The organism is Bacillus pfraonensis (genome assembly GCF_050768835.1).
Lineage (GTDB): Bacteria > Bacillota > Bacilli > Bacillales > Bacillaceae_G > Bacillus_A > Bacillus_A pfraonensis.
On sequence record NZ_JAHCDO010000010.1, the window covers coordinates 47,928 to 73,434 of the forward strand.

Sequence of the window (25,507 nt, forward strand, 5' to 3'; positions counted from 1 at the left end):
TTTTTTGCTATACTTATTTACCCTTATTTAAACAAATCCACTTGTTCGATTTTTCTTATGGCCATGTAAGCAATAAATAGACCAATACACGCTATCATGATAGGTATCACAATAAAACTGAATAACGAAATTTCACCATTCAAGCTAGAAGCAAATAAACACGTAATAATAATTGCAGATACAAATGTTGTCCGGACTGAGTACTTTTTCATTCCAAAGTAAAGTGGGATTAAACTGATTCCTGTTGATGCTAAAGCATTCAAAAATAATGTAGCTGCGTTCTGAGTTAGAATCGCCACCGTTAACGGTTCCATGATTACTGGATGATATACATTTAAAACATAAACGAAACTAAACAGAATAATTTCCGAAATTATCATTGCGCATAGCGTAAACAGAATAATGATAAGAATTTTTGCTGCCATCATTTTTTTTCGATTAATCGGATACATAAACATAACTGTCATCGTTTTATTTTGAAACTCTTGAATAATAAATTTTGCAATCAAACTTGCTCCAAAAATCATAAATACCGCTCGAGAAAAACGATCAATAAATTGAAAGGCACTTTCATAGGTATCAAGTTCCCCATCAAAAATAATTACTGGAATAAATATAGAAACAATACATATTGCGATGAGTGCCCCTCTAATAGTCGGCCACAACTTAAATTTCATAAGCTCAAGCCTCATTAAATTAAGCATGGATTCCCTCTCCATTTACAAGATTTAAGAAATACTCTTCTAATGAGCTATGCTTTTTATTTATACTTTCAATTTCTATATCATTCATGATCAGCGTTTTAGAAATTGCTTGTTGCGTCTCTGTCATTTCATACACGCGAATGATACTCTCACTCATAATTTTATAGTTTGTTATGCTAAGTTTATTTTCTAAAATATAAGCTGCTCGTTTTACATCTTGAACGTGAATTTCAATATACTCCGTTTGCTTACCATTAATACTTTTCATCGAAACTTCTTTTATCAATTTTCCATTTTGAATCACACCAATCGTATCTGCCATTTGCTCCATTTCTCCTAAAATGTGACTAGAGACTAATAGAGTAATTCCATATTCTTTACAAAGCATTTTAAATAAATCACGTAATTCTCTAATCCCGATTGGATCTAAACCGTTGATTGGTTCATCTAAAATTAATAACTCAGGTTTCGTCAAAATCGCTCTGGCAATTCCTAATCTTTGTTTCATCCCTAGTGAAAAGTCTTTCACCTTTTTATTCTCCACGTTGTGTAAATTGACAAGATCTAATGCATGCTCAATTCCTTTCTTATCGTAGTAACCCATATATTCGCAATGGAGATGTAAATTTTCCTGAGCTGTTAATTTTTCATAAAAAATAGGATACTCTATAATCGTTCCCATGCGTTTTAACACTTCATAAGATGTATCTGTTAACTTCTCACCAAAGATTTCAATATCCCCACTCGTCGGTTTTATTAAATTAGTAATCATCTTCATAATCGTTGTTTTACCAGCACCATTTGGTCCTAAAAACCCGTAAATTTCTCCTTTTTTCACATGCATGTTGACCCCGGAAATTACTTCTTTTCCGTAAAACACTTTTGTTAATTGGTTTGTTTTTAATATATATGTCATACTGTTTCCCCTTTCGCATCATCTTATATTCCTATTATAGTCAATGAATGTCTCTTTTCTCTTACCCATTCCTTACAAATTCCTTAATTCAAAAAAGCTTGTAGAACCCTCTTTTCTACAAGCTAAAATTTCATTTTCTTCAGCACAATTGTAAATACTGTTTTCTCATATGGCTTACTAAAAAGATGAATTTCTCCACCTAACGCTTCCACAAGTCTTTTCGTAATCGTAAGTCCAAGGCCGCTTCCTTGATACAACCTATTTCTCGAATCTTCTAACGTGTACATCCGTTCAAATACTTTATCAATATGAGATTCATCAATTCCCTTCCCGCGGTCCCATACATCAACATACACATACCTATCATCATCTCTTAATGCCATGCCAAGTGTTTTACCATCATATCCGTACGCAATCGCATTGGAGATTAAATTATTTAGCACCCGTCCCAATACTTCAGCATTTCCAAGTGCGTATACATTTTTCTCCGGTATATCGATATGCACCTCAAATCCTTTCGTCGTCAATAAATCATAAAACGATAAAATTCGCTCTCGGCACACTTCATTCATATTCACCTTTGTCATTTCAATTGCTTTATCTCCAGATTCTAATTTTGTCAAATCAAAGAACTTATGAATGAGTTCCATAACTTCTAACGTTTTTATATGTACCTTTTCTAATAATACTTGTTGTTCTTCTTTGTTCATCGTTTTATCTGTATTTAACATTTCTATATACCCAAGAATAACAGTGAGTGGTGTTTTTAAATCATGTGAGATATTAGAAAGCATTTTTCGCATGGAGATCTCTACTTTCGCATGATCGGCATTCGTTTTTTGTTTTGCATCTAATAAATGATTAATCGCTACTAATAATTTTTGTAGTTCTTTCTCATCCGTCATCACTAATAATTTCTCACCTGTTTGTTTTGCTACAATCTCTTGCAACTTTTCATATGTATAACGTAAATTTGCGCTTTTACTTTTCTGCATTCTATATTGAAGGTAAATCACACCTACTAAAATGCAAATAACGATTGTCAAAAGAGTGACCATACTATATCACTTCCAGCTTGTAGCCAATGCCCCATAGTGTTTTAATATACTTTGGATTAGATGGATCATCTTCAATCTTTTCACGCAATCTTCTCATATGAACATTAATTACATTATCATCACCATAATATTCTTCATTCCAAATAAGATTATAGATTTGCGCTTTTGTAAATACACGATTTTGATTCTTCACAAATAATTTTAAAATCTCAAACTCTTTCAAAGTAAGTTTTAACTGTTTTTCTCTTTTTTGCACGATAAAGTTGATCGGATCAATTTTCAAATCACCAATCTTAATTATTTCTTCTTTCTGCTCTGCAGCTGAATACTTTGTCGATCTTCGAATGCTTGCCTTAACCCGTGCTGCCAGTTCAATCATAGAGAATGGTTTACAGATGTAATCGTCTGCCCCGAGGCCTAAACCGATTGCTTTATCCACATCTGTATCTTTTGCAGACATCATTAAGATCGGCACAGCGCTTTTTTCGCGAATGATTCTTACAACCTCTAAACCATCTAGCTTTGGCATCATGATATCGAGAATGATTAAATCAAACCTTTCTTTTGCAAACTTAATAACAGCTTCTTCTCCGTCACAAGCTGTTATGATAACAAATCCTTCTTTGGTTAAATAGTTTTCTACCATCTCACGAATGGATAGATCGTCTTCTACTAGTAAAATATGATGTGGCATGTTTCTATCTCCTTTTTTACAAACATTAACAATTTAATTGTAACTGAAGGAACTAAAACTGAAAAGAATTATTCGAAAATTCAATCCAACTTTCCTTCCTTCCTCAACAATGATATGATAAAATTCACTACTAATATGCACAATTTCACTTTATATAAAGGAGACTTACCATGTCAGAAAATAAAAAAGTAAGCTTAGCTGATTTAATGCGTGAACAACTTGCAAAGAAAAAGCAAGGGAATGGAAATGGCGCAAATGCGAAAAACAAAAGTCAAGCAACGAAAAAACTACAAAACCAGCAAACAAAAAAGCCAAATAACCAACGCAGACGCACAGGTGTGTAAATGAACGGACAAAAACGATCTAATATTTCACCAGGCCTTGAAGTTGACATTGTCTTAAAGAAAGATCAACGTACTGGTACACTCACTCGAGGGATTGTAAAAGACATTTTGACAAACTCGCCATCTCACCCGCACGGCATTAAAGTGCGATTGCAAGATGGACAAGTTGGCAGAGTACAGCATATTGTTCAATAAGAAAAGGAGCTCACTTTGAAATTGAGCTCCTTTTTTCTGTTCGAACCGATATGACGCTATTCTATTTTCATTAGCCTTTCATTTTTTCGATAAAGACTACTTTTAAGTAGTTACCTTCTTTAAATTGATCAATCGTACGGAAATCTTCTGGCAGTGAATGTTCTTCTAATATTTTGTATTTCCCGTTCATTTCTTTAAAAGCGGTGTCGATAAAACCTTTAAACTTTTTCATATCGAACGTACTACAGTTTGTAGAAGCAACAATAATACCGTTATTTTCTGTAATAGCGATTGTTTCTTTTAATAAATTCTTATAATCTTTCGCTGCACTAAATGTATATTTTTTAGAACGTGCAAAGCTCGGAGGATCTAATACGACCATATCAAATTTCATTTGTTTCTTCGCTGCGTATTTAAAATAATGAAATACATCTTCTACGATAATATCTTGTGCTTCGTAATCGATGCCATTTACGCTAAATTGTTCAATTGTTTTACTTAAGCTACGATTTGCAAGGTCAACACTTGTTGTTTTTGTTGCTCCGCCAAGCGCTGCAAATACAGAGAATGCACCTGTATAAGAGAACATATTTAATACTGTTTTTCCCTTCGCATATGTATCACGAATTTGTTTTCGCACGTTACGCTGATCTAAGAATACGCCAACCATTGCTCCGTCATTTAAATACACCGCAAAGTTTACACCGTTCTCTTTCACAATGATTGGGAACTCACCGCGCTCTCCAGCTACAAAGTCGTCATCTTCAATATATTTTCCTTTTGTATCAAAACGCTTCTTCTCATAAATCCCTTTAAAGTTTGTTACTTTTTGAAGTGCACCGACAATTTCATTTCTAAAAGTGTAAATCCCTTCACTATACCAGCTTATTACGTAATAGCCATCATAATAATCAATGATTAAACCACCGAGACCATCGCCTTCACCATTTACAACACGGAATGCTGTTGTATCATTTGATTTATAAAAGCTTTTTCTCTTATGTAACGCTGATTTTATTTTGCTTTCAAAAAAAGATTGGTCAATGCTCTCTTTTTCTTTTCGCGTTAAAATCCAACCGTATCCTTTATTTTGCTTTCCATAGTATCCTTTTCCAAGAAATTGGTTCTTCTCATCGACAATTTTGATGATTTGTCCCTCTTCACGTATATCATGTAAGTTTTGAATTGCATCTTTTAAAATAAGTGGATAACCACTTTTGATTTCTTTTATAAATTTCGGTTTTATCTTTACAGTTACTTCTGATCGCATGTAATGTCTTCCTTTCCATTTGAATGCTTTCTATCAAGTAGGAAGCATTTAAAAAACGAGACCGAAAAAACAGCCTCGTTTCACTATACCATATTATTGCTTTGCGAGTACAACTAGCTCGTCACCCGGCATAACTGTTATATATTTAAATAATGTTGAGAAAGTAAGACTACCATCACTATGACGAATAAATAGTAGTACGTCTTCGGATTCCCTCTCTTCCTTGTTAATTTTTTGTTCTTGCTCTACTTGAATCGTTTTAAACTTATAACCTGATTCCATTTTTCTATTTAGTTCTTCATAAATTTCATCTTCTCCAAATAATAAATGCGCCTTTTTCGAAAGTGAAATACGTTCCTGTGCAATCTTTTCCACATCATGAATCGGTAACAAAAATGTATTATGATGGCCAAACTGTGGTACATACGTGTTTGCTACTAAAACGTTATACGAATCCGTATCTGTAACGGCAATTAAGTATTCATACTGATTCATGTCTACTTCAAATTGCAGTTGTTCTGAGAGCACTTGACCATTATATGTCTTAAGCCCTTTTTCCCTTGCACATTGCAAATGTTCTTCTGATACATCAACGATTAGCGTTGGAATCCCCATCTCCTTACAATGAACACCAAATGCCGCAGAAAATTTACTAGCCCCTGAAATTAAGATTCCTGGTGGCTGTGTATTAGCAAGCCCCAATTTTTTTGCTAGAAATCCGATAGAAAATCCATGAGCACAAACAGTCGTAATAACTAGTGCAAATGTAAGTGCTGTTAATATAGAAGCATCTTGATAGCCTTCTTGTAATAACTCCGTTGCAAAGTAACTTGATACTGTTAATGCTACAATTCCTCTCGGTGCAATCCAGCCAACTAATGCACGTTCTGGTTTTGTTAATTCTGTTCCAATCGTCGATACCCAAATGGATAACGGACGAACAACGAATAACATCATGAGTACAAAACTAATAATTGGCCAACTAAAGATCTCCATAATTGTCGTTCTTGGAAGTGACGCCGTTAAGATGATAAAGACTGTCGATGTTAGTAGTACTGAAATATTTTCATTGAAATGACGAATATCACCAATGGATGAAATATATTTTTTCATACGGGCAAGCGTAATTCCCATTACTGTTACTGCTAACATACCCGTTTCATGCATCACTTCATCTGTAATACCAAAGCATAGTAGTACTGTCACAAGCAGAATCGGTGCCTTTAAATATTCTGGTATTTTCCCTTTTAAAATCATATAACTCATAAATATTCCAAAGATATACCCTAATACCGTTGCAAAGATAGAACCCGCAAAGAAGTACAGCAATGTCTGTAAATGTACACTTTCTTTCGTTAAGAAATTGACAATTTGAAAAGCAAATACAGCAAGCAATGCACCAAATGGGTCTACAATAATACCTTCCCATTTTAAAATGGCTGCGGTTCTTGATTTTAACTTTGCTTGCCTTAATAATGGAATAATTACTGTTGGTCCTGTTACGATAAACAGTCCTCCAATAATAAAAGCAACTGCCCAGTCTAACCCCGCAACATAATGCGCGGCTAATGACCCTGCAATCCAAGCGATAAACGCTCCAAGTGTAACAATGCGAAACACCGGTTTCGATAATCCTCTAAGTTCACGAATATCTAAACTTAAACTTCCTTCAAATAATATAATTGCTACTGAAAGTGATACGAGCGGGCTAAAAATATCACCGAGTACCTCTTTTGGGTTGATAATACCAAACACAGGACCAATTAATAACCCTGCAATTGCCATTACAACAATAGCAGGAAGCTGATAACGCCACGCTGTCCACTGTGATGCAATTCCTAATGTAACAATAATAACGATACTAAGTAACAATGATTCAACCATAATGCCCTCCTTATTCATAGTATTGCGAAAGCATAGCCTAATCCATACTTTGCATATAGTTCATTTTTGTTTTGTTTTAATAATATATAACCTTATTAACTATTTAGTCAAATGAAAAAGGAGCTTTCCTCTTTCAGGAAAACTCCTCTCACTTACTTCTCTACAACGATGTCTCCCTTTTGAAAAACAGAAACGACATATCCAACAAACATACCAATCATTCCTGGAATGAGCCACCCGATTCCTACACTATAAAGCGGAACTTTTTCTAAAATCGGCGCTAATGCTGCAATTTGAATATGCGCATTATTTAAACCATCAAAGAAGCTAATAACAAACGCTCCTACAATACCACCCACAAACATCGCTAGCGGAATACGAATGTAATTTTCAATTAGCGATAATACGATTAACACGATTCCAATTGGATAGATTGCAATTAAAATTGGTAACGCTAATGCATTTAATTGTGTTAAACCTAGATTTGCTACCATAAATGCTAATACGCAGAAGATGAACACAACTTTTTGATAAGAAAGCTTTGATAGTAATGCTGAGAAATATTCTCCACAAGCTGCGACAATCCCAACAGAAGTTGTTAAACATGCAGCTGCAATTGCTAATCCAAGTAGTAGTGTCCCGTAACTTCCGAATAAATGATGAACAACGTTTGTTAAAATAACGCCACCGTTTTCTCCCATACCAAGGGATACACTAGAAGCTCCGAGATAAGCAAGTGCTAAGTAAATAATCAGTAAACCAAGCGCTGCAATAATCCCTGCAACAATTGTTACTTTTGCAATACTTTTCTTGTTTGTAATTCCTTTTCCTTTTAAAGTATTGATCACCACATTTCCGAAAACAAGTGCTGCTAATCCATCTAAAGTTAAATATCCATCAATAAACCCTTTGAAAAGTGGGTCTTTATATGTTTCTGTTGGTGCTCCAAACTCACCCATCGGTGAAATAAGTGCTTTTACTACAATAACTGCAATTATAGCTAATAAAATTGGTGTTAATACTTTTCCAATACGTCCTACTAGTTTCGAAGGATTTAGTGCCAAATAAAAAGTCACTGCAAAGAAAATAAATGTAAACATAACAAGTGGATAACCCGCACCAGCGACTGAATTTGGTAAAAATGGAGCAACTGCCATTTCATAAGCAACAGTTCCTGTACGGGGTACACTAACAAATACACCTAAGCATAAATAAATCGCTACGATAAAAACAAGTGAAAATAACGGATGTACGCGACCTGCGAGTGAGTTGATATCTCCTTTTAAAGCAATGGCGATTACTCCCAGTAAAGGAAGCCCTACACCTGTAATCACAAAACCAAACAATGCAATCCATACATCTGTTCCAGCACCTTGTCCTAATGCTGGCGGGAAAATCATATTACCTGCACCGAAGAATAACGCAAATAACATTAAGCTTATCGCAAATATCTCAGATAATTTTAAAGATGATTTCATTTTTTCTCTACCTCCTAAAAAATCATTAAACAGACGAAATATTCAGAAATATAAACTCGTTACATTTCCTCTTTCAATCCTACTTCCCCTATAAAAGAACGCAAAAAACACCCGTCCCTAACAAAGGGACGAGTGTTGAAATCGTGGTTCCACCCTTATTCTAATAAAATGAATCTATAACAAAATAAACTCATTTTATAGCTCGTGTAAATTGATAACGGTTTTATCCGCCAAGAATTACAATGCATCATGCAGTTCACTCTTGAAGTTTAGAGGTGGTAAGTGTATCTTTTCGTATTAGGAAGCTCACAGCCTAAGGCTTCCCTCTCTGAGAATCGTAAAAAATAACTCGTGTCCTCATCATTACTTTTCAAAATATATTGTCGAATCTTGTTGTTTTTTATTATATGGGCTATTTTTAAAAAAATCAACAGTTTTATTTTTTCTGACAAAAAAATAAAAAAAGAGAAAGAGTATACTCTTTCTCCAGGATTTCATAGTTGCTTCAGTAGTTCTTGCAATTCCCTCTCTGTGAGGTTTCGCCACTTTCCAACCTCTAACCTGTCAAGCTTAATATTCATAATGCGTACCCGTTGTAGCTTCGTTACTGTATATCCAAATGCACGGCTCATTCGGCGAATCTGTCTATTCATCCCTTGCGTTAAAACAATTCGAAATATCGAGTGATCTACTCTTGTCACTTCACATGGTTTTGTCATCCCATCTTTAATCTTCACACCGCGGCTCATTCCATCAATAAACCAATCTGTAAACGGCTTATCAACTGTTACAATATATTCTTTTTCATGCTCATGGTCACCGTGTAAGATTTGATTGGCAATTGCCCCGTCATTTGTCAGTAAAATTAGCCCCTCTGACGCTTTATCTAAGCGACCAACTGGAAAGATTCTCTCCGGGTGATTAATATAATCAATGATGTTTCCTTCAATATGTTCCGCAGCCGTACAAGTAATCCCAACAGGTTTATGGAAGGCAATATAGATTTTTTCTTTATCCTCTTTTTCAATCGCTTTACCATCAATCGATACAATATCATCCGTCGTAACAATCGCACCATGCGTACAAATTTCACCGTTAATTGCCACGCGTCCTGCTTTAATGAGACGATCTGTTTCTCGCCTTGAGCAGGAACGTGCTTCGCTTATAAATTGGTTAATTTTCATTGTTTGTTCCTTTTTTCTTATAGATTATCCGAAAAGAAAAAGCATCAATCTCAGACGGTATAATCATGCTGAGATTGACGCTCTCTTACTTCGCAAAAACCACTAAATAAATAACCCCAATCACAAAAAATATGCCGCAACAAGCTAACAATACTTTTGCAAGTTTGTCCATAAACATAATGGTTTACCCCTTTTGCTTGTTTTTTTGCTATTTTAATTCGACAACTGTAACGCCGAGGCCTCCCTCACCCATATCACCATAACGGTAGTTTTTCACGCCGCGATGTTTTTTCAAGTAATCTTGTACACCTTGACGCAGTGCTCCCGTTCCTTTTCCATGAATGATCGATACGCGCGGATAGTTTGCAAGCTGTGCATCGTCTAAATACTTTTCTACACGCATCATCGCATTTTCAAATCGTTCACCGCGGAGATCAAGTTCTAAGGAAACATGATAATCTCTTCCCTTAACAGTTGCGACTGCTTTTTTCTCAACCGGTTGTGGTGAGTTAATGTATTCCATATCAGGTTCTTTTACTTTCATTTTTAGAATACCAATTTGGACATTCCATTCATTCTCACTTACTTTTTTCAGCAACTGGCCTTTTTGACCAAATGTTAATACTTTTACTTCATCGCCTGGTCTTAATTGTTGTTTTGGCGCTGTATTTTTCACTTTTACTTTTTGTTTTTTCACAAGCTCTGGCGCTGCCCCTTCTAGACGGCTTTTCGCTTCAATTAACTCGTGATCTTTCACATTTGCAAGCTGCGCTTTACGTAACTGACGAAGTTCGTGAATGATGCCTTCTGCTTCTTTTTTCGCAGCTTCTACTTTTTCTTCGCCCTCTTTTTGCGCTTTTAATAATCTTTCATCGCGCTCATCGTTAAATTCAATAATTTGACGTTGTAATTCACGATGAAGTTTTTCAGATTGTTTACGATGCTCTTCTGCTTCGTTCCATTCGCGCTCTGCATTTTTTTGACTTTCTTCTAGCTTCGCAATCATATTTTCGATTTTATTCGTATCGGTACTAATATGATTACGAGCACGATCAATTACTCGGTCAGATAAACCAAGACGTTTGGAAATTTCAAAAGCGTTACTGCGTCCCGGTACACCTATTAATAACTTATAAGTTGGGCTTAATGTATTTACATCAAACTCCACACTCGCATTAATCACTTGTTCACGATTATAACCATATGCTTTTAGCTCTGGATAATGCGTTGTTGCGACAACACGCGCTCCGCGGTTATATACTTCATCTAAAATAGAAATCGCAAGGGCTGCCCCTTCTTGCGGGTCTGTTCCAGCACCTAATTCATCAAATAATACTAAGCTTTCAAAATCAGCTTTTTCTAAAATATCTACAATGTTCACCATATGTGAGGAGAACGTACTCAAACTTTGTTCAATCGATTGTTCATCACCGATATCAGCAAAGATATTTTTAAACACACAAATCTCTGATTCATCCATTACTGGAATATGAAGACCAGACTGCGCCATTAATACACAAATACCCACTGTTTTTAATGTAACCGTCTTACCACCTGTATTCGGACCTGTAATAACAATTGTTGTGAAGTCTTTACCTAACATAATATCATTTGGCACGATGATTTCTGGATCGATAAGTGGATGACGCGCTTGTCGTAAATCCATATATCGCTCATTATTTACAATTGGCTTCGTTGCTTTAATACGCTTTGCATAAAATGCTTTTGCGAAAATGAAGTCAAGGTTTGCAATAACCTCTACATTTGCTAATACAATATCAGCTTCAACTGCTACTTCTTCTGTTAACATCATTAAGATGCGTTCTACTTCTTGTTTTTCTTTCACACGTGCTTCTTGTAAGGCGTTATTTAGTTCCACAATCACTTGTGGCTCAATAAATAACGTTTGTCCAGACGCTGATTGATCATGGACAATACCGCCATATACACCACGGTATTCCTGTTTCACAGGAATTACGTAGCGATCATTACGGATTGTTACAATTGCATCTGATAACATCTTCTGTGCATTAGAAGACCTCGTCATATTTTCAAGTTTCTCACGAATGCGGCTTTCTGCAGTACGGATTTGGTTACGAATACCACGCAATTTATCACTTGCGCTATCAAGTACTTCGCCACCATCGCCAATACAGCTTGTAATTTTCTTTTCTAAATCATATAAAGATACGATTTGTGCCACATGTGTTTCTAAAATTGGTAGCTCTACACCATTATCAATCATATCTTCAATGAATCGCTTCATTTGGCGACTACCATACATCGTACTTGCGATATCAAGCAGTTCATGTGGGCTTAACATACTGCCAATTTTCGCACGTTTTACATTTGGACGAATATCAAAAATCCCGCCGAGTGGTACATGTCCTTTTAAACGAATGACTTTCGCTGCTTCATCCGTTGTTTCTTGCATTTCTACAATTTCTTCAAAATTTGTACTTGGCATAAGGCTCTTCACTTTATCACGACCAAGCGAAGATGCAACATGCTCAAGTAATTGCTCTTTTACTTTGTTATATTCTAATACACGCAACGTTCGTTCTAACATAGTTGCACGTCCCCCTTGTGTTACTTATTCCGTTTAATAAAATCTAATAAACGTTCAATATCCCATGTATTAATCACGTTATCTTTTTGAATCCAACCTTTACGAGCTACCGCTACACCTGTTTCCATATCTTCTAACATTTCAAGTGTATGGGCATCCGTATTAATTGCTACTTTTACACCAGCATCTTGTGCTTGTTTTAATAGCTTTGCACTTAAATCTAGACGGTTCGGATTCGCATTTAATTCTAAAACTGTATCAGTTTCTTTTGCGAGTTCAATCAGTAAATCTGTATCTACATCGTACCCTTCGCGGCGTCCAAGAAGACGACCTGTTGGGTGAGCAATCATTGTAACATGCTTATTTTCAATCGCTGTGCGCAAGCGTTTCATAATTGTTTCACGATCTTGTGAGAAGCTAGAGTGGATTGCTCCAATTACATAATCAAGCTCCGCTAATACTTCATCATCAAAATCTAGCGTTGCATCTGGTAAAATATCCATTTCGATTCCGCGTAAAATTGTGATATCTGGGTATTTTTCGTTAATACGCTCAATTTCTTTTCCTTGCTCACGAAGACGTTCTTTCGTTAAACCATTTGCTACTTTCAAGTATTGTGAATGGTCGGTAATTGCCATAAATTTATACCCACGCGCGCGGCATGCCTGTACCATTTCTTCAATCGAAAAAGCACCGTCGCTCCATGTTGTATGCATATGTAAATCACCTTGTATATCAGAGAACTGAATTAAATTCGGATATTCTTTAATTAACTCAATCTCCTTTCCATCTTCACGCACTTCTGGTGGGATGAATGGCAGGCCAAAATGAGCAAAGAATGCCTCTTCTGTTTCAAATGTTTTCACTTCACCTGTTTCTAAGTCTTCCACACCATATTCACTAATTTTTTCACCTTTATCTTTCGCAATTTGGCGCATTCTTACGTTATGATCCTTGGACCCTGTAAAATGATGAAGCGTTGTAATAAATTCTTCAGGTTTTACAAGACGGAAATCAATTGAAATATCGTATTCATATTGAAGACGAACAGATACCTTTGTATCACCACTTGCAATCACTTCAATCATATTATCAAATTGCAATAAATGTTCACGTACTGCTGCTGGATTTTCCGTTGCAATAATGAAATCTAAATCTTTCACTGTTTCGCGAATACGTCGCAAACTCCCAGCGCGAGAAAATCGAACAATTTCCTGGATATTCGACAATTTCTCTTCTATTTCCCCGGCAATAGGCAGGACCATTGCAATCGGTAAACGCTCCGGACGAGAGCCAACTTGAGCGATTGCTTCTAATATTTTCTCTTCCGTTTTCTTACCGAATCCCGCCAGTAGCTGTACTTTATTCTCTTCACACGCTTTTTGCAATGTCTCCATATCAATAACACCAAGTTCTTTGTACAACTTCGCTACTTTCTTGCCGCCAAGCCCTGGCAATTTTAATAATGGTAATAGGCTGCTCGGTACTTCCTTTTCAAGCTCCTCTAATACTTCTGAAGTTCCAGCTTCAATATATTCTTGAATTACCGCCGCTGTTCCTTTTCCGATGCCTGGAATTTTTGTAAAATCTTCAATTTCGGAAAGACTACGATCGTCGCTTTCCAATGCTGCTGCCGCTTTACGAAATGCTGATATTTTAAATGGATTTTCGCCCTTTAGCTCCATAAAAAGGCCGATTGTCTCTAGTAATTTAATCACTTGTTTTTTATTCACTTTCATTCTTGCCCCGCCTTTCTTTCATAGAAAAAAAACTCCTCTTTCCGAAAAAAGAGAAGTTATACTCTGCTACCAGTCTGCCATAGTTCCTTCACCTTTTCAGAAAGAATCGGTGTATCGTCTACAATTATTTTGCTAATTGATGATTTTTGTAATGGTGTTTGTACTTGTTCAATCGGAAGAATTGTTCCAATAATAATTAAGACAAACAAGATAATATACACTTCTAAAAAGCCAAGAAGTGCCCCAGCAAATGCATTTACTTGCTTTAAAACGGGAATTTCTGTAAACATATTCAGGAGATTCCCAAGCAATGAAAGTGCGATTTTTGTAATAATAAACAATACAATAAACGCAATTGCTTGATAGAATACTGCTTCGATATTATTCGCATCAATCCATTCTGGAACAGATACGTTCTTATCAAATGGATACGGAATAAATTTCTCAAGCACTGGCGCTAAATCTTTACAGTACCAGTATGCAACAAGGTATGCGATAATAAAGCTTGTTAACTTTACAAGTTGCAAGACAAACCCTCTTCTTAAACCGAGGAAAAATCCCATAACAAGCAGTACAATGATAATAATATCAATCATGTTATTCCATTCCTTTTTTTGTCATACTTTCTTTCAATTTTTCATGTTCATCTTTTAATTTTATGTAATCGTGTATGACGTTTACCGCCGTCAATACCGCTAGTCTACTCGTATCAAGCGAAGGATTCTTGGCATTGAGTTCGCGCATTTTATCATCCACAATCGCTGCTACCATGCGGATATGACTTGTACTTTCATCGCCAACAACTGAATATTGCTGACCATAGATTTCTACATTAATTCGACTTTTATTTCCCTTTTGTTGTGACAACTCACCGGCCTCCAATCACGTACAGAATCCTAAAGTTTATCATACCATGAACCATCATAATATGGAAACAGAAAGAACAATCCGATATGATAAAAATAACAATATTGAAAAAGGAGCGACTACTTTGTCAAATTCTATCGTAATCCAAACAAATCCTGCAACAATTGAAGACATGAAACAAAAGTATAAACAAGCAATTGCCCCGAAAGTTCCGCAAGGCGGTGTCTTTATGGCAAAACTCCCATCTTGTACCATTACGGCCTATAAATCCGGTAAAGTAATGTTTCAAGGTATTCGTGCTCAGGAAGAAGCAGCACGCTGGCAAGATGTTTCCCAAGCACCAAAATCTCCTGGTAAGAAAACAGTAAATTCGCATCCCTATGCTCCGCCCGCTACCATTGGAACAATGTCTATAGCCGGATCTGATGAAGTTGGTACTGGAGATTACTTCGGCCCCATGACAGTTGTTGCTGTATATGTAGATGCAAAGCAAATTCCTTTATTAAAAGAACTTGGTGTAAAAGACTCTAAAAACTTAAATGATGCACAGATCGCTGAAATTGCAAAGCAGCTGCTTAGCGTTGTTCCTTATAGCTCTCTCGTTTTGCATAATGAAAAATATAACGAAATGTTCGAAAAAGGAAACAATCAAGGTAAATTAAAAGCGCTCTTACACAATAAGGCTCTTACAAATTTACTGGCAAAGATCGCGCCAACAAAGCCTGAAGGCATCCTAATCGACCAATTCACGCAGCCTGATACATATTATAAATACTTGGCAAAGCAAAAACAGGTACAACGCGAAAACGTGTATTTTGCGACTAAAGGTGAAAGTGTTCATTTAGCAGTTGCCGCAGCTTCCATTTTAGCCCGCTACTCATTCGTAAAACAGTTTAATGAGCTAAGCAAAAAAGCAGGTATGCCACTTCCGAAAGGAGCAGGCAAACAAGTTGATATCGCCGCAGCTAAACTGATTCAAAAACTAGGGAAAGAACGACTTCCTGAGTTTGTGAAACTTCACTTTGCAAATACAGAAAAAGCATTTCGTTTATTGAAAAAATAACTATTTTTTAGTATCTACAATATATAAATGAACTAAACAAGGCGAAAAGAATCCGTATTTCTTTTCGCCTTGTTTTTTGTTATAATTTAAATATACAGAAATTTCATTTTATTAAAATTCAATTCTTTACACACTCATTATAAAACTATACAAAAGAGGGGATTACTTTGTTATTACTACAAATGATTTTGAATGTTTTAATAGGTAAACCACATGAAAAACAAAGCAGGATTAGAGAAAATATCCGATTATTAAACGAAGAACCAAAGTTTAATGAATTAATAGAACGGTATGGCAGATCTATCCTATTAAAATTTCGAGTTCGCAAATATATTGGTACTTATGATGCTTACGAATTGATTCATACCCCTAAAAAACTTGAACAATTTTGTAAAGAGCTTGAGAAAATGGTTTCAAAATGACAATACCTATAATAAGTCAGAGATAGGAATATTCACCTAAAAAAGAGCAGCTATTGAATCACTTTACAATAAAATTGTGAAAGAAATTGAAAATAAGAAAAATAAAACCGTATAAAAAGAGTAGTCATCTTGACTACTCTTTTTATACGGTTAACTACGCTTTTGTCTCTTATTTGATGAAGGCACTTTAAAGGAACCAGTTTCGTGCGTTGTAGTTCCTTGCCCTTCAACTTGCGAGGAACCAAGGCTTGCTCTAGAAGGATCTTTTTTTACTTTTTTACCCATTTCATTCACCCCTTTTTGTTACTTTTTACTTAGAAATAAGAAAGTATACAGCACAAAAAAGAGAGAGGATTTTCCTCTCTCTTTTTGCATATCTTAAAACTCTGAAGAACCTGGAGTTCTTGGGAATGGAATTACGTCACGGATGTTTGCCATACCAGTGATATACATTAGGAAACGTTCGAAACCTAGACCAAATCCAGCATGTTTTGTACCGCCGTATTTTCTAAGTTCTAAGTACCACCAGTAGTCTTCTTCATTCATGCCTAATTCTTTAATTCTGTCTACTAAAACGTCCATTCTTTCTTCACGTTGGCTTCCGCCGATTAATTCGCCGATGCCAGGAACTAGAAGGTCAGTAGCAGCTACTGTTTTACCGTCATCGTTCATACGCATGTAGAATGCTTTAATGTCTTTTGGATAGTCTGTTACGAATACAGGACGTTTAAAGATTTCTTCTGATAAGTATCTTTCGTGCTCTGTTTGTAAGTCAATACCCCATTCTACTGGGTATTTGAAGTCTGCATCTGATTCTTGAAGCACTTTAATTGCTTCTGTATATGTGATACGACCGAAGTCAGAGTTAATTACGTTGTTCATGCGCTCAAGAACTGTTTTATCAACAAAGCTGTTGAAGAATTCCATTTCTTCTGGTGCATGCTCTAGTACGTATTTCATTGCATATTTTAGCATATCTTCTGTAAGATCCATTACATCTTCAAGTTCAGCGAATGCAATCTCAGGCTCAACCATCCAGAACTCAGCAGCGTGGCGAGTTGTGTTTGAGTTTTCAGCACGGAATGTAGGTCCGAATGTGTATACATCACGGAACGCTAATGCATAAGCTTCAGCATTAAGTTGTCCACTTACTGTTAAGTTTGTTTCTTTACCGAAGAAGTCTTTTGATTCATCAACTTGTCCTTCTTCATTTTTTGGTAAGTTGTTCAGATCTTGCGTTGTTACGCGGAACATTTCGCCCGCACCTTCTGTATCACTACCAGTGATAATTGGTGTGTGAACATGTACGAAACCACGCTCTTGGAAGAACTGGTGAATCGCAAACGCTGCGATAGAACGTACGCGGAATGTTGCAGAGAATGCATTTGTTCTTGGACGTAAATGAGCGATTGTACGTAAATATTCAAACGTATGACGTTTCTTTTGAAGTGGGTAATCAGAATCTGATAAGCCCTCGATATCGATTTTTTCTGCTTTAATTTCAAATGGTTGTTTTGCCCCTGGCGTTGCAACTAGCTTACCTTCTACTTTAATAGAGGAGCTAAGCGGAAGCTTCGCAATTTCTTTAAAATTATCTAATTCTGTATCGAAAACGATTTGAACGCTTTTGAAAAAGCTACCATCGTTTAATTCGATAAAACCGAATACTTTTGAATCACGTAAGTTACGAATCCAACCTGATACTTGTACTGTTTGATCTACATATTTATCTGTATCTCTATACAGACTTTTTACTAATGTGTTTTCCATAGTGAATTTCTCCTTTGCTGATATATTTAAATACAAAAAAACCTTTCATCCATAAAGGGACGAAAGGTTAAACTTCGCGGTACCACCCAATTTGTCATAAAGACCAACTTTAACTCGTATGTAATACATACTTCCCGGTTTGTAACAGGCCGGATTCCCGTCTAAGTCTACTCTTGAATACAAGTTTCAATTTCGGTTAGCAACTCCAAGGTGTTCTTCACATATACCGCCTCATCAGGCTCTCACCGTCCCTGACTCGCTATGGATTATAGTATATACTACTTTTCCTTATCATCGTCTTTCATTTTGTTAAACTAAAATTAATGTACTACATTCGAGAGAAAGATGCAAGATGTCTTTAAACGTCTTACCACTCACGCCATTCTTCTGTTATATCTTCGTCTACTTCTAAACCAGCTATTGCCGCTGCTTCTGTAATAAACTCATATAATTCTTCCCGCTCTAACGTCTCAATAAAATAATCGTATTTTTCATTTAATTCATTTAGTGCAACTACCACATTCTCTACGCATTTCATAATCTCTTGTTCCGCTGGCTGCTCACCAACATTTTGTAAATCTCTTACATAATGATTTAAAACATTTGCGGTTTCTTTAATGTTTTCATCCGTGAAAATATCGTCTCCTTCATTCATTCTATCAGTCCAGTTAATTGTTGGCTGATGCTTTGCTAATTCTTCAAGTTTCATCATATCCCTCCGCTAAATCAAACTTAAATTCCTTTTCTGTGCAATCTTCGAATAATAAACCACATCTTAAAAAATAGTTCACGCTTCTTTTATAATACATCCTGTATCAATGTAAAAGGCTTTACCTGTATGTGCTTCAATCATCTTCACATGCCCATTAGTCTTCGGAAAGGCAGGCATATAGCACGCATGATAGCTTGTCACGTCTTCTTCAACTTCTTTTCCCCATGAAAACTCCATATCTACAGCGTTCATGACAATTTCTTTTGCTTCTTCAATTGAAATATTTGGTTCTAGAGAAATACCTACAATTTCCTTTTCATCAAAGTCACATGCTTGAAAACGAATGATATTTCCGGATTCTTTCCCTACGTTAATTGTCATACTATACACATCTACTTTGACATCATTATAAATATGTTGAAAATAAAAAACATACTCCGATTCGTATTCATCCCCTTCTTCCCACATAAGGTGATGAGATGGATGGCTTTTCTCCATCATAAATCTATCATTTGCATCTGGATAACGAGCAAATAAAAACTGTAGCGCTCTCTCTTTCGCTTTTTCTTCTGTCAATGCTTCTTTATTCTGTTTATATTGTTCATTATTCACTATACTCATATATTGTCCAGTCTCTTTATCTAAGCAAACTTGAATCACCTGCGACGATAGTTCCTCTTCTCTTCGGACGATATGTTGAACCTGCTCTTTTCTCGCCCACAATTCTATAACCTTATCATCCATTGTATTTGTATGAAACTTTATATGTTTATCACTTAATCCAATGAGCTCATGAATCCCATCTTTTTGCTCTGTACGTTTTTCTATTTTTTCATATTGTGGAAGAAATCCATCATAATTTTCTATTGTTTGTATTTCTCCATGCGGTCCAATGTGAAACACATAGTCTTTCGGTACATATACAAGATGATATGTATCATCACTGTTTGCAAATGTTTCTTTATCAGCCTTTGAGATCATTAATTCAAACTCCAAGTTTTCCATATACTTCGCTTTCGCATCTTCTTTTGAAATTGGATTTTCCGGATAATAAATTTGATATTCATCTACCTGACAAAGAAGCTGATACATACGACCATCTTTTGTCATATCAATCGTTATACCAGAATTCGGTAAAAACAACCCAAGTTTCTCATCTTTCTTTTCATAAACAATGTGATACATCATATCAAATTCAATTATATATGCAAAAAGAACGGACTGTATGAGATGCGGGGTAAACATATTTATAAAAGATTGTACTTTTTCATATATTTCAACATGGGATAATTGGTTATCTTCTACTTCCTCTAACTCTATATACGATTGAAAATAATCTATTTCTCTATTTTCATTCAATCCATAACACGCTATTATCTGCTCTGTATTTTTCTCACCAATCTCAAATATATTCTCTTCATTTTCTAAAGCAACTGTGCATAATTCTACATGTTCGTTCACTTTTAAATATGGCTTTAATTGTTCAGCTATTTTCTTCATAAATCCCCTCCGTCAAACTAAATATTTATTCCTAATTATAGACAATACACGATGAAAAGATATTTCTTTTTCTTCTATATAAAAATAATTCGTTTTTAAATATACTGCTAGATTCCTGTTACAAACATATCCCTTTTAAAGAATCAGCTGCTCTCTCAATCTTGTGCATAACAAAATATCGTAGTCAAAAACAAATAAAAAAAGCAACCAAACGGCTGCTTTTTTTATATTACTTACGTAACTCCGCACCAAATTTCTCTTCCACCGCTGTTAATACACGGTTATGTGCTTCTGTTACTTCTTCGTCTGTTAATGTACGTTCTGGATCGAAGTAATTCATAGAGAATGCAAGTGATTTCTTGCCTTCTTCCATTTTTTCACCTTCGTATAAATCGAATAGTGTTACTTCTTTTAGAAGTTCTCCACCAGCTTCCGCAATTACTTGCTTCATTTCGCCAGCTTTTACTTCTTTAGCCACTACAACCGCCATATCACGTGTCATAGATGGGAAACGTGGAATTGCTGAGTAGTAAGTTTCCTCTACGTCTGCACCGAATACTTTTACAAGAGATAGTTCAAATACAAATGTATCTTTCACATCTAATTGTTTTTGTGCTTCTGGATGCAACTGACCGATGAAACCAATTACTTCTCCGTCTAATAAGATATCAGCTGTACGTCCTGGATGCATACCTTCACGTTTTGCTGGAGCATACGTGATGCTATTCGCAACGCCAAGTACATCAAATAATCCTTCTAACACACCTTTAACAACGAAGAAGTCTACAACTTTCTTCTCACCTTGCCATGCATGGTGAAGTGCAAGACCTGTCATAACACCAGCAAGATGTTGTTCTTCTTTCGGAAGTTCTCCTTCTGCTGTTGGTAAGAAGATAGAACCTACTTCGTATAATGCAACACTGTCGTTTTTACGAGCGTTGTTATATGAAACTGCTTCTAGTAATTGTGGTACTAAGCTTAAACGAAGTTGGCTGCGCTCTTCACTCATTGGAAGTGCAAGGTTAACAGGCGCTTTTTGGTTTGGCTCAACCATATATTGTTTCGCTTTGTCCGCGCTTGTTAATGAATACGTAATCGCTTCATATAAACCAGCACCTTCTAATACGCGACGTACTTTACGACGTTTTGTTTGTGCCGCTGTTAATTTACCACGCGTCATTGTACCAGTTGGTAATGTAACCGGAATATGATCGTATCCGTATAGACGACCTACTTCTTCTACTAAGTCTTCTGCAATTGTAATATCAGGGCGACGTGCTGGGACATTCACATGGAATGTTCCTTCTACTTCTGTGAATGGGAACTTCAAGTTTGTGAAGATTGTACCCATTTCACTAGCAGAGATTTCTGTACCTAATACACGGTTTACTTTTTCAGCTGTAACGGATACCGTACGCTCTTGTACTTGTAAGTTATCAACTTCTACTACACCTTCAAGTGCTTCGCCACCAGCGTATTTCGCCATTAAAGCAGCTGCATGTTGAATCGCTTCGAATGTACGTGTTGGATCAATTCCTTTTTCGAAACGTGCACTTGATTCACTGCGAAGACCTAAGTCTTTTGATGTGCGGCGCACTGTTTGACCTTCAAAGTATGCAGATTCGATTAGAACGTTTACTGTATCGTTATCAACTTCTGATTCAGCTCCGCCCATTACACCAGCAACAGCTAATGCTTTTGTTCCGTTTGTAATAGCTAGGTGATGCGCTTGTAATGTACGCTCTTGATCATCTAATGTTTGAATCTTCTCGCCTTCTTTTGCAAGACGAACAACGATTTCTTTTGAACCTAATTTATCATAGTCAAACGCGTGTAATGGTTGACCATATTCAATTAAAATGTAGTTTGTAATATCAACTACGTTGCTAATTGGGCGAATGCCAGCTGCCATAAGGCGCGTTTGCATCCACATTGGTGATGGGCCGACTTTTACGTTTTTCACCATTTTCGCAATGTATAATGGGTTTTGCCCAGTTGCTTCTACACTTACAGAAATATAATCAGAAGTTTTTTCTGCTGATTCTTGTAAATCTACAGCTGGAAGCTTCACTTCACGGCCATAAATAGCAGCTACTTCATATGCAACACCTAACATGTTTAAGCAATCCGCACGGTTTGGAGTTAAACCAAGTTCTAGTACTTCATCATGTAAGTTTAAGATTTCAAGCGCATCTGCACCAACTTCAGCGTCACTTGGGAAGATAAAGATACCGTCTGCATATTCTTTCGCAACTAGTTTTCCGTCAATGCCAAGCTCTTGCAGGGCACAAACCATACCGTGAGAAGCTTCCCCGCGTAATTTTGCTTTTTTAATTTTGAAGTTACCAGGAAGAACAGCGCCAACTTTTGCAACTGGTACTTTTAATCCTTTTGCAATGTTAGGAGCACCGCAAATAATTTGTACTGGTTCTTCTTCACCGATGTCGATCAGACATTTACTTAATTTATCAGCTTCTGGGTGTTTTTCACATTCCAATACGTGACCAACAACAACACCTTTTACACCTTTGTTTAATACTTCAACGCCTTCTACTTCAATACCACTTTTCGTGATTTTATCTGCTAGTTCTTGTGCCGTTACATCTTTAATATCTACATACTCTTGTAACCAACGATATGATACGAACATATTTATCCTCTCCTTCCCTTACGCTCGTTTGAATTGTTGTAAGAAACGTACATCATTTGTATAGAAATGACGAATGTCATCAACGCCGTATTTCAACATTGCAATACGCTCTGCACCCATACCGAATGCGAAACCTTGATATTCTTTTGAATCATAGCCAGCCATTTCAAGTACGTTCGGATGAACCATACCCGCTCCTAAAATTTCAATCCAGCCAGTTCCTTTACATGTGCCGCAACCTTTTCCGTGACACATCATACAAGAAATATCCATCTCAACAGATGGCTCTGTGAATGGGAAGAAACTTGGACGAAGACGAATTTCACGATCTTCACCGAACATCTTTTTCACGAATACTTGCAGTGTACCTTTTAAGTCACTCATGCGAATGTTTTTGTCGATGACAAGACCTTCAATTTGCATGAACTGGTGTGAATGCGTTGCATCGTCATCATCACGGCGATACACTTTACCTGGGCAAATAATTTTAATTGGACCTTTTTCTTTATTATTTTCCATTGTTCTTGCTTGCACAGAAGATGTATGTGTGCGTAGTAATGTTTCTTCTGTAATGTAGAAAGTATCTTGCATATCACGCGCTGGGTGATCTTTTGGTAAGTTTAATGCTTCAAAGTTGTAATAGTCTTTCTCTACTTCTGTTCCTTCAGCTACTTCATACCCCATCCCGATAAATACATCTTCAATTTGTTCAACAACAGCTGTTAACGGATGGTGGCAACCTGTTTCTACAGGACGACCTGGTAATGTAACATCAATTGTTTCAGAAGCTAATTTTGCTTCGATTACTGCTTTTTCGATATTGTTAATTTTTTCTTCTAAACGCGTTTGAATTGCTTCACGCACTTCATTTACTAAAGCTCCCATACGTGGACGCTCTTCTGGAGATAATTTTCCCATGCCGCGTAATACTTCTGTAATCGGACCTTTTTTTCCTAAATACGCTACGCGTACATCGTTTAAGCCCTTTAGCTCTTTCGCTTCTTCAATCAGCTCTAACGCTTTTTGCTTTAGCTCTTTTAAACGTGCTTCCATTTGGAACCCTCCTAATTTTAAAAATAAAAAAACCTCGCTCCCTAAAAAGGGACGAGGTAAATTCGCGGTACCACCCTAAATTGACAGAACAAGTCTGCCCACTCAATTCATTATAACGGTCAGCTTTGACCGGAACGCCTTTACATATCAATGGTCCTGGCGTCAACTCCAGAGGTGAATTCACTTCCGTCTACCATAAGAATGCTTTCAGTCTACGGCACTCTCTCCCTATATGGCGATTTTGCAAGCTACTCTTCTCTATCAACGTTTTTCATTATTTTACTTTTATTATCTGTTCATTATGAACATGTACTTCAACTTATTATAAGAAGTTTTTTACCTGTTCGCAACTGGGCTTTGTAAATAATACGTTAAAATCCCTGCAGCAACCGCAACATTTAACGATTCTGCCCCGCCGTAAATCGGAATATACAAGTTTTGATCACATTTTGTAAGAATTTCTTGGCGCACACCATTTCCTTCGTTTCCTACAATTAATGCAAAACTTCCTTTCGGCGTTACTTCACCATATGGAACTCCGTTTTCAAGAGCTGTTCCGTATACAGGAACATTCTTTTCTTGTAACTTATCTACCCATTCTTCTAAGTTCCCTTTTACAATCGGTAAATGGAAGATAGAACCTTGTGTAGAACGAAGTACTTTACTATTATAAGCATCGACGCACCCTTCTCCAAGCACAACGGCATGAATACCAGCTGCATCAGCTGTACGAATAATTGTCCCTAAATTACCTGGGTCTTGTAGGCCATCTAATAATAAAAATTTCCCATCTGTAAGAGCGATTTCTTTCTCATGCTTCTCACAAACAGCAAATACACCTTGCGTCGTTTCTGTTTCACGAAGTACTTTTACAATTGCTTCCGGCACAATATACATTTCAACATCCGTAACCGCCCAATCTTTTGGAAGATCTGTCTGATCTGAGACAATAAGTTCTGTGACAACCCCTGCCTTTAAAGCTTCCTCGACTAAGTGGAATCCTTCTACAAAGAATAGGCCTTTTTTATCGCGCTCTTTTTTCGTCTGCAGCTTTTTCCACTGCTTTACGCGCGGATTTTGTACTGAATCAATGTTTTTCATAATATGTATTCCCTCTCTTCTTGTCTTCTCATTATAGCCTATTTTTCATACATATTTACATAAAAAAAAACAAAAACTAATGTCAGTTTCAATTCAGAAGAAGAGGTGAAAGTAATGAACTTTAATCTACGCGGCGCCGTATTAGCAAACGTTGCAGGAAATACACAAGGCGAATTACAAGAGACAATTGTAGAAGCAATTCAAAGCGGTGAAGAAAAAATGCTTCCAGGGCTTGGTGTTTTATTTGAAGTCATTTGGCAAAATGCCGACGAAAATGGAAAACATGAAATGTTAGAAACACTTGAGCAAGGGCTAAAAAAGTAAAGAATTAAAA

Annotated in this window: 24 protein-coding genes and 3 other annotated features; of the genes, 5 read left to right on the forward strand and 19 right to left on the reverse strand. The window is 36.4% G+C overall.

The annotated features are described in order from the left end of the window. Positions 1-23: 23 nt before the first annotated feature. From KFD70_RS11400 to KFD70_RS11415, 4 genes are all read right to left on the reverse strand, one after another. Entirely contained in the window at positions 24-704 is a 681-nt protein-coding gene (locus KFD70_RS11400; RefSeq protein WP_336450301.1) for an ABC transporter permease, read from the reverse strand. After that, on the reverse strand, positions 697-1,620 hold the full coding sequence (locus tag KFD70_RS11405; RefSeq protein ID WP_336450302.1) for an ABC transporter ATP-binding protein: 924 nt from the start codon (positions 1,618-1,620) through the stop codon (positions 697-699). The genes KFD70_RS11400 and KFD70_RS11405 overlap by 8 nt, the downstream gene beginning before the upstream one ends. 122 nt (positions 1,621-1,742) lie before the next feature. Continuing rightward, on the reverse strand, positions 1,743-2,678 hold the full coding sequence (locus KFD70_RS11410; protein WP_336450303.1) for an ATP-binding protein: 936 nt from the start codon (positions 2,676-2,678) through the stop codon (positions 1,743-1,745). A 1-nt stretch (position 2,679) separates the two neighbouring features. Then, positions 2,680-3,372: a response regulator transcription factor gene (locus KFD70_RS11415; protein WP_336450304.1), complete on the reverse strand. Its 693-nt coding sequence runs from the start codon at positions 3,370-3,372 to the stop codon at positions 2,680-2,682. A 170-nt stretch (positions 3,373-3,542) separates the two neighbouring features. Between KFD70_RS11415 and KFD70_RS11420 the strand changes: the two genes are divergently transcribed. Then, positions 3,543-3,716, forward strand: coding sequence for a hypothetical protein (locus KFD70_RS11420; protein WP_336450305.1), 174 nt, complete (start codon positions 3,543-3,545; stop codon positions 3,714-3,716). Continuing rightward, positions 3,717-3,911, forward strand: a complete 195-nt coding sequence (locus KFD70_RS11425; RefSeq protein WP_336450306.1) for a YwbE family protein — start codon at positions 3,717-3,719, stop codon at positions 3,909-3,911. Positions 3,912-3,981: 70 nt separating this feature from the next. Here KFD70_RS11425 and KFD70_RS11430 read toward each other — a convergent pair whose 3' ends face one another. From KFD70_RS11430 to zapA, 8 genes are all read right to left on the reverse strand, one after another. Continuing rightward, the gene (locus tag KFD70_RS11430; protein ID WP_336450307.1) at positions 3,982-5,181 is read right to left on the reverse strand and encodes a class I SAM-dependent rRNA methyltransferase; all 1,200 of its coding nucleotides are present in this window, start codon (positions 5,179-5,181) and stop codon (positions 3,982-3,984) included. A 93-nt stretch (positions 5,182-5,274) separates the two neighbouring features. After that, positions 5,275-7,065 (reverse strand): cation:proton antiporter, encoded by a 1,791-nt coding sequence (locus KFD70_RS11435; protein ID WP_336450308.1) that lies wholly within the window; start codon positions 7,063-7,065, stop codon positions 5,275-5,277. 152 nt (positions 7,066-7,217) lie between these two features. Continuing rightward, positions 7,218-8,543, reverse strand: coding sequence for a branched-chain amino acid transport system II carrier protein BrnQ6 (brnQ6, locus tag KFD70_RS11440; protein WP_336450309.1), 1,326 nt, complete (start codon positions 8,541-8,543; stop codon positions 7,218-7,220). A gap of 121 nt (positions 8,544-8,664) precedes the next feature. Continuing rightward, positions 8,665-8,916: a binding site (T-box leader), on the reverse strand. A gap of 121 nt (positions 8,917-9,037) precedes the next feature. After that, complete coding sequence (locus KFD70_RS11445) at positions 9,038-9,727, reverse strand: 23S rRNA pseudouridine(2604) synthase RluF (protein WP_336450310.1); 690 nt, start codon at positions 9,725-9,727, stop codon at positions 9,038-9,040. A 208-nt stretch (positions 9,728-9,935) separates the two neighbouring features. After that, on the reverse strand, positions 9,936-12,296 hold the full coding sequence (locus KFD70_RS11450) for an endonuclease MutS2 (RefSeq protein ID WP_336450311.1): 2,361 nt from the start codon (positions 12,294-12,296) through the stop codon (positions 9,936-9,938). A gap of 20 nt (positions 12,297-12,316) precedes the next feature. Further along, a complete protein-coding gene (gene polX, locus KFD70_RS11455; RefSeq protein WP_336450312.1) occupies positions 12,317-14,035 on the reverse strand; it encodes a DNA polymerase/3'-5' exonuclease PolX in 1,719 nt (572 codons plus the stop codon). A gap of 56 nt (positions 14,036-14,091) precedes the next feature. Further along, positions 14,092-14,631 carry a CvpA family protein gene (locus tag KFD70_RS11460; RefSeq protein WP_336450313.1) on the reverse strand — a complete coding sequence of 180 codons (540 nt, stop codon included), beginning with the start codon at positions 14,629-14,631 and terminating at the stop codon, positions 14,092-14,094. 1 nt (position 14,632) lies between these two features. After that, entirely contained in the window at positions 14,633-14,902 is a 270-nt protein-coding gene (gene zapA / locus KFD70_RS11465; RefSeq protein ID WP_000082702.1) for a cell division protein ZapA, read from the reverse strand. A gap of 124 nt (positions 14,903-15,026) precedes the next feature. On the opposite strand from zapA, the gene rnhC reads away from it, so the two are divergent. Beyond that, positions 15,027-15,965 carry a ribonuclease HIII gene (gene rnhC / locus KFD70_RS11470; protein ID WP_336450314.1) on the forward strand — a complete coding sequence of 313 codons (939 nt, stop codon included), beginning with the start codon at positions 15,027-15,029 and terminating at the stop codon, positions 15,963-15,965. Positions 15,966-16,132: 167 nt separating this feature from the next. Further along, positions 16,133-16,387 (forward strand): hypothetical protein, encoded by a 255-nt coding sequence (locus KFD70_RS11475; protein ID WP_336450315.1) that lies wholly within the window; start codon positions 16,133-16,135, stop codon positions 16,385-16,387. Positions 16,388-16,537: 150 nt separating this feature from the next. Here KFD70_RS11475 and KFD70_RS11480 read toward each other — a convergent pair whose 3' ends face one another. The 7 genes from KFD70_RS11480 to KFD70_RS11510 form a co-directional block, all read right to left on the reverse strand. Beyond that, positions 16,538-16,672 carry a YuzL family protein gene (locus KFD70_RS11480; RefSeq protein WP_174098783.1) on the reverse strand — a complete coding sequence of 45 codons (135 nt, stop codon included), beginning with the start codon at positions 16,670-16,672 and terminating at the stop codon, positions 16,538-16,540. A 93-nt stretch (positions 16,673-16,765) separates the two neighbouring features. Continuing rightward, positions 16,766-18,157, reverse strand: a complete 1,392-nt coding sequence (asnS, locus tag KFD70_RS11485; RefSeq protein ID WP_336450316.1) for an asparagine--tRNA ligase — start codon at positions 18,155-18,157, stop codon at positions 16,766-16,768. 52 nt (positions 18,158-18,209) lie between these two features. Continuing rightward, positions 18,210-18,461, reverse strand: a binding site (T-box leader). Between the two features lie 63 nt (positions 18,462-18,524). Continuing rightward, positions 18,525-18,866: a hypothetical protein gene (locus tag KFD70_RS11490; protein WP_336450317.1), complete on the reverse strand. Its 342-nt coding sequence runs from the start codon at positions 18,864-18,866 to the stop codon at positions 18,525-18,527. A gap of 78 nt (positions 18,867-18,944) precedes the next feature. Further along, entirely contained in the window at positions 18,945-20,369 is a 1,425-nt protein-coding gene (locus tag KFD70_RS11495) for a YcdB/YcdC domain-containing protein (RefSeq protein WP_336450318.1), read from the reverse strand. A gap of 229 nt (positions 20,370-20,598) precedes the next feature. Further along, on the reverse strand, positions 20,599-23,019 hold the full coding sequence (gene pheT, locus KFD70_RS11500) for a phenylalanine--tRNA ligase subunit beta (RefSeq protein ID WP_336450319.1): 2,421 nt from the start codon (positions 23,017-23,019) through the stop codon (positions 20,599-20,601). Positions 23,020-23,037: 18 nt separating this feature from the next. After that, positions 23,038-24,072 carry a phenylalanine--tRNA ligase subunit alpha gene (pheS, locus tag KFD70_RS11505; RefSeq protein ID WP_174098778.1) on the reverse strand — a complete coding sequence of 345 codons (1,035 nt, stop codon included), beginning with the start codon at positions 24,070-24,072 and terminating at the stop codon, positions 23,038-23,040. 44 nt (positions 24,073-24,116) lie between these two features. After that, positions 24,117-24,346: a binding site (T-box leader), on the reverse strand. 62 nt (positions 24,347-24,408) lie between these two features. Further along, on the reverse strand, positions 24,409-25,173 hold the full coding sequence (locus KFD70_RS11510; RefSeq protein WP_336450320.1) for a TrmH family RNA methyltransferase: 765 nt from the start codon (positions 25,171-25,173) through the stop codon (positions 24,409-24,411). Positions 25,174-25,287: 114 nt separating this feature from the next. Here KFD70_RS11510 and sspI point away from each other — a divergent pair, with 114 nt between their 5' ends. Then, a complete protein-coding gene (gene sspI, locus KFD70_RS11515) occupies positions 25,288-25,497 on the forward strand; it encodes a small acid-soluble spore protein SspI (protein WP_017153966.1) in 210 nt (69 codons plus the stop codon). Positions 25,498-25,507: the final 10 nt, after the last annotated feature.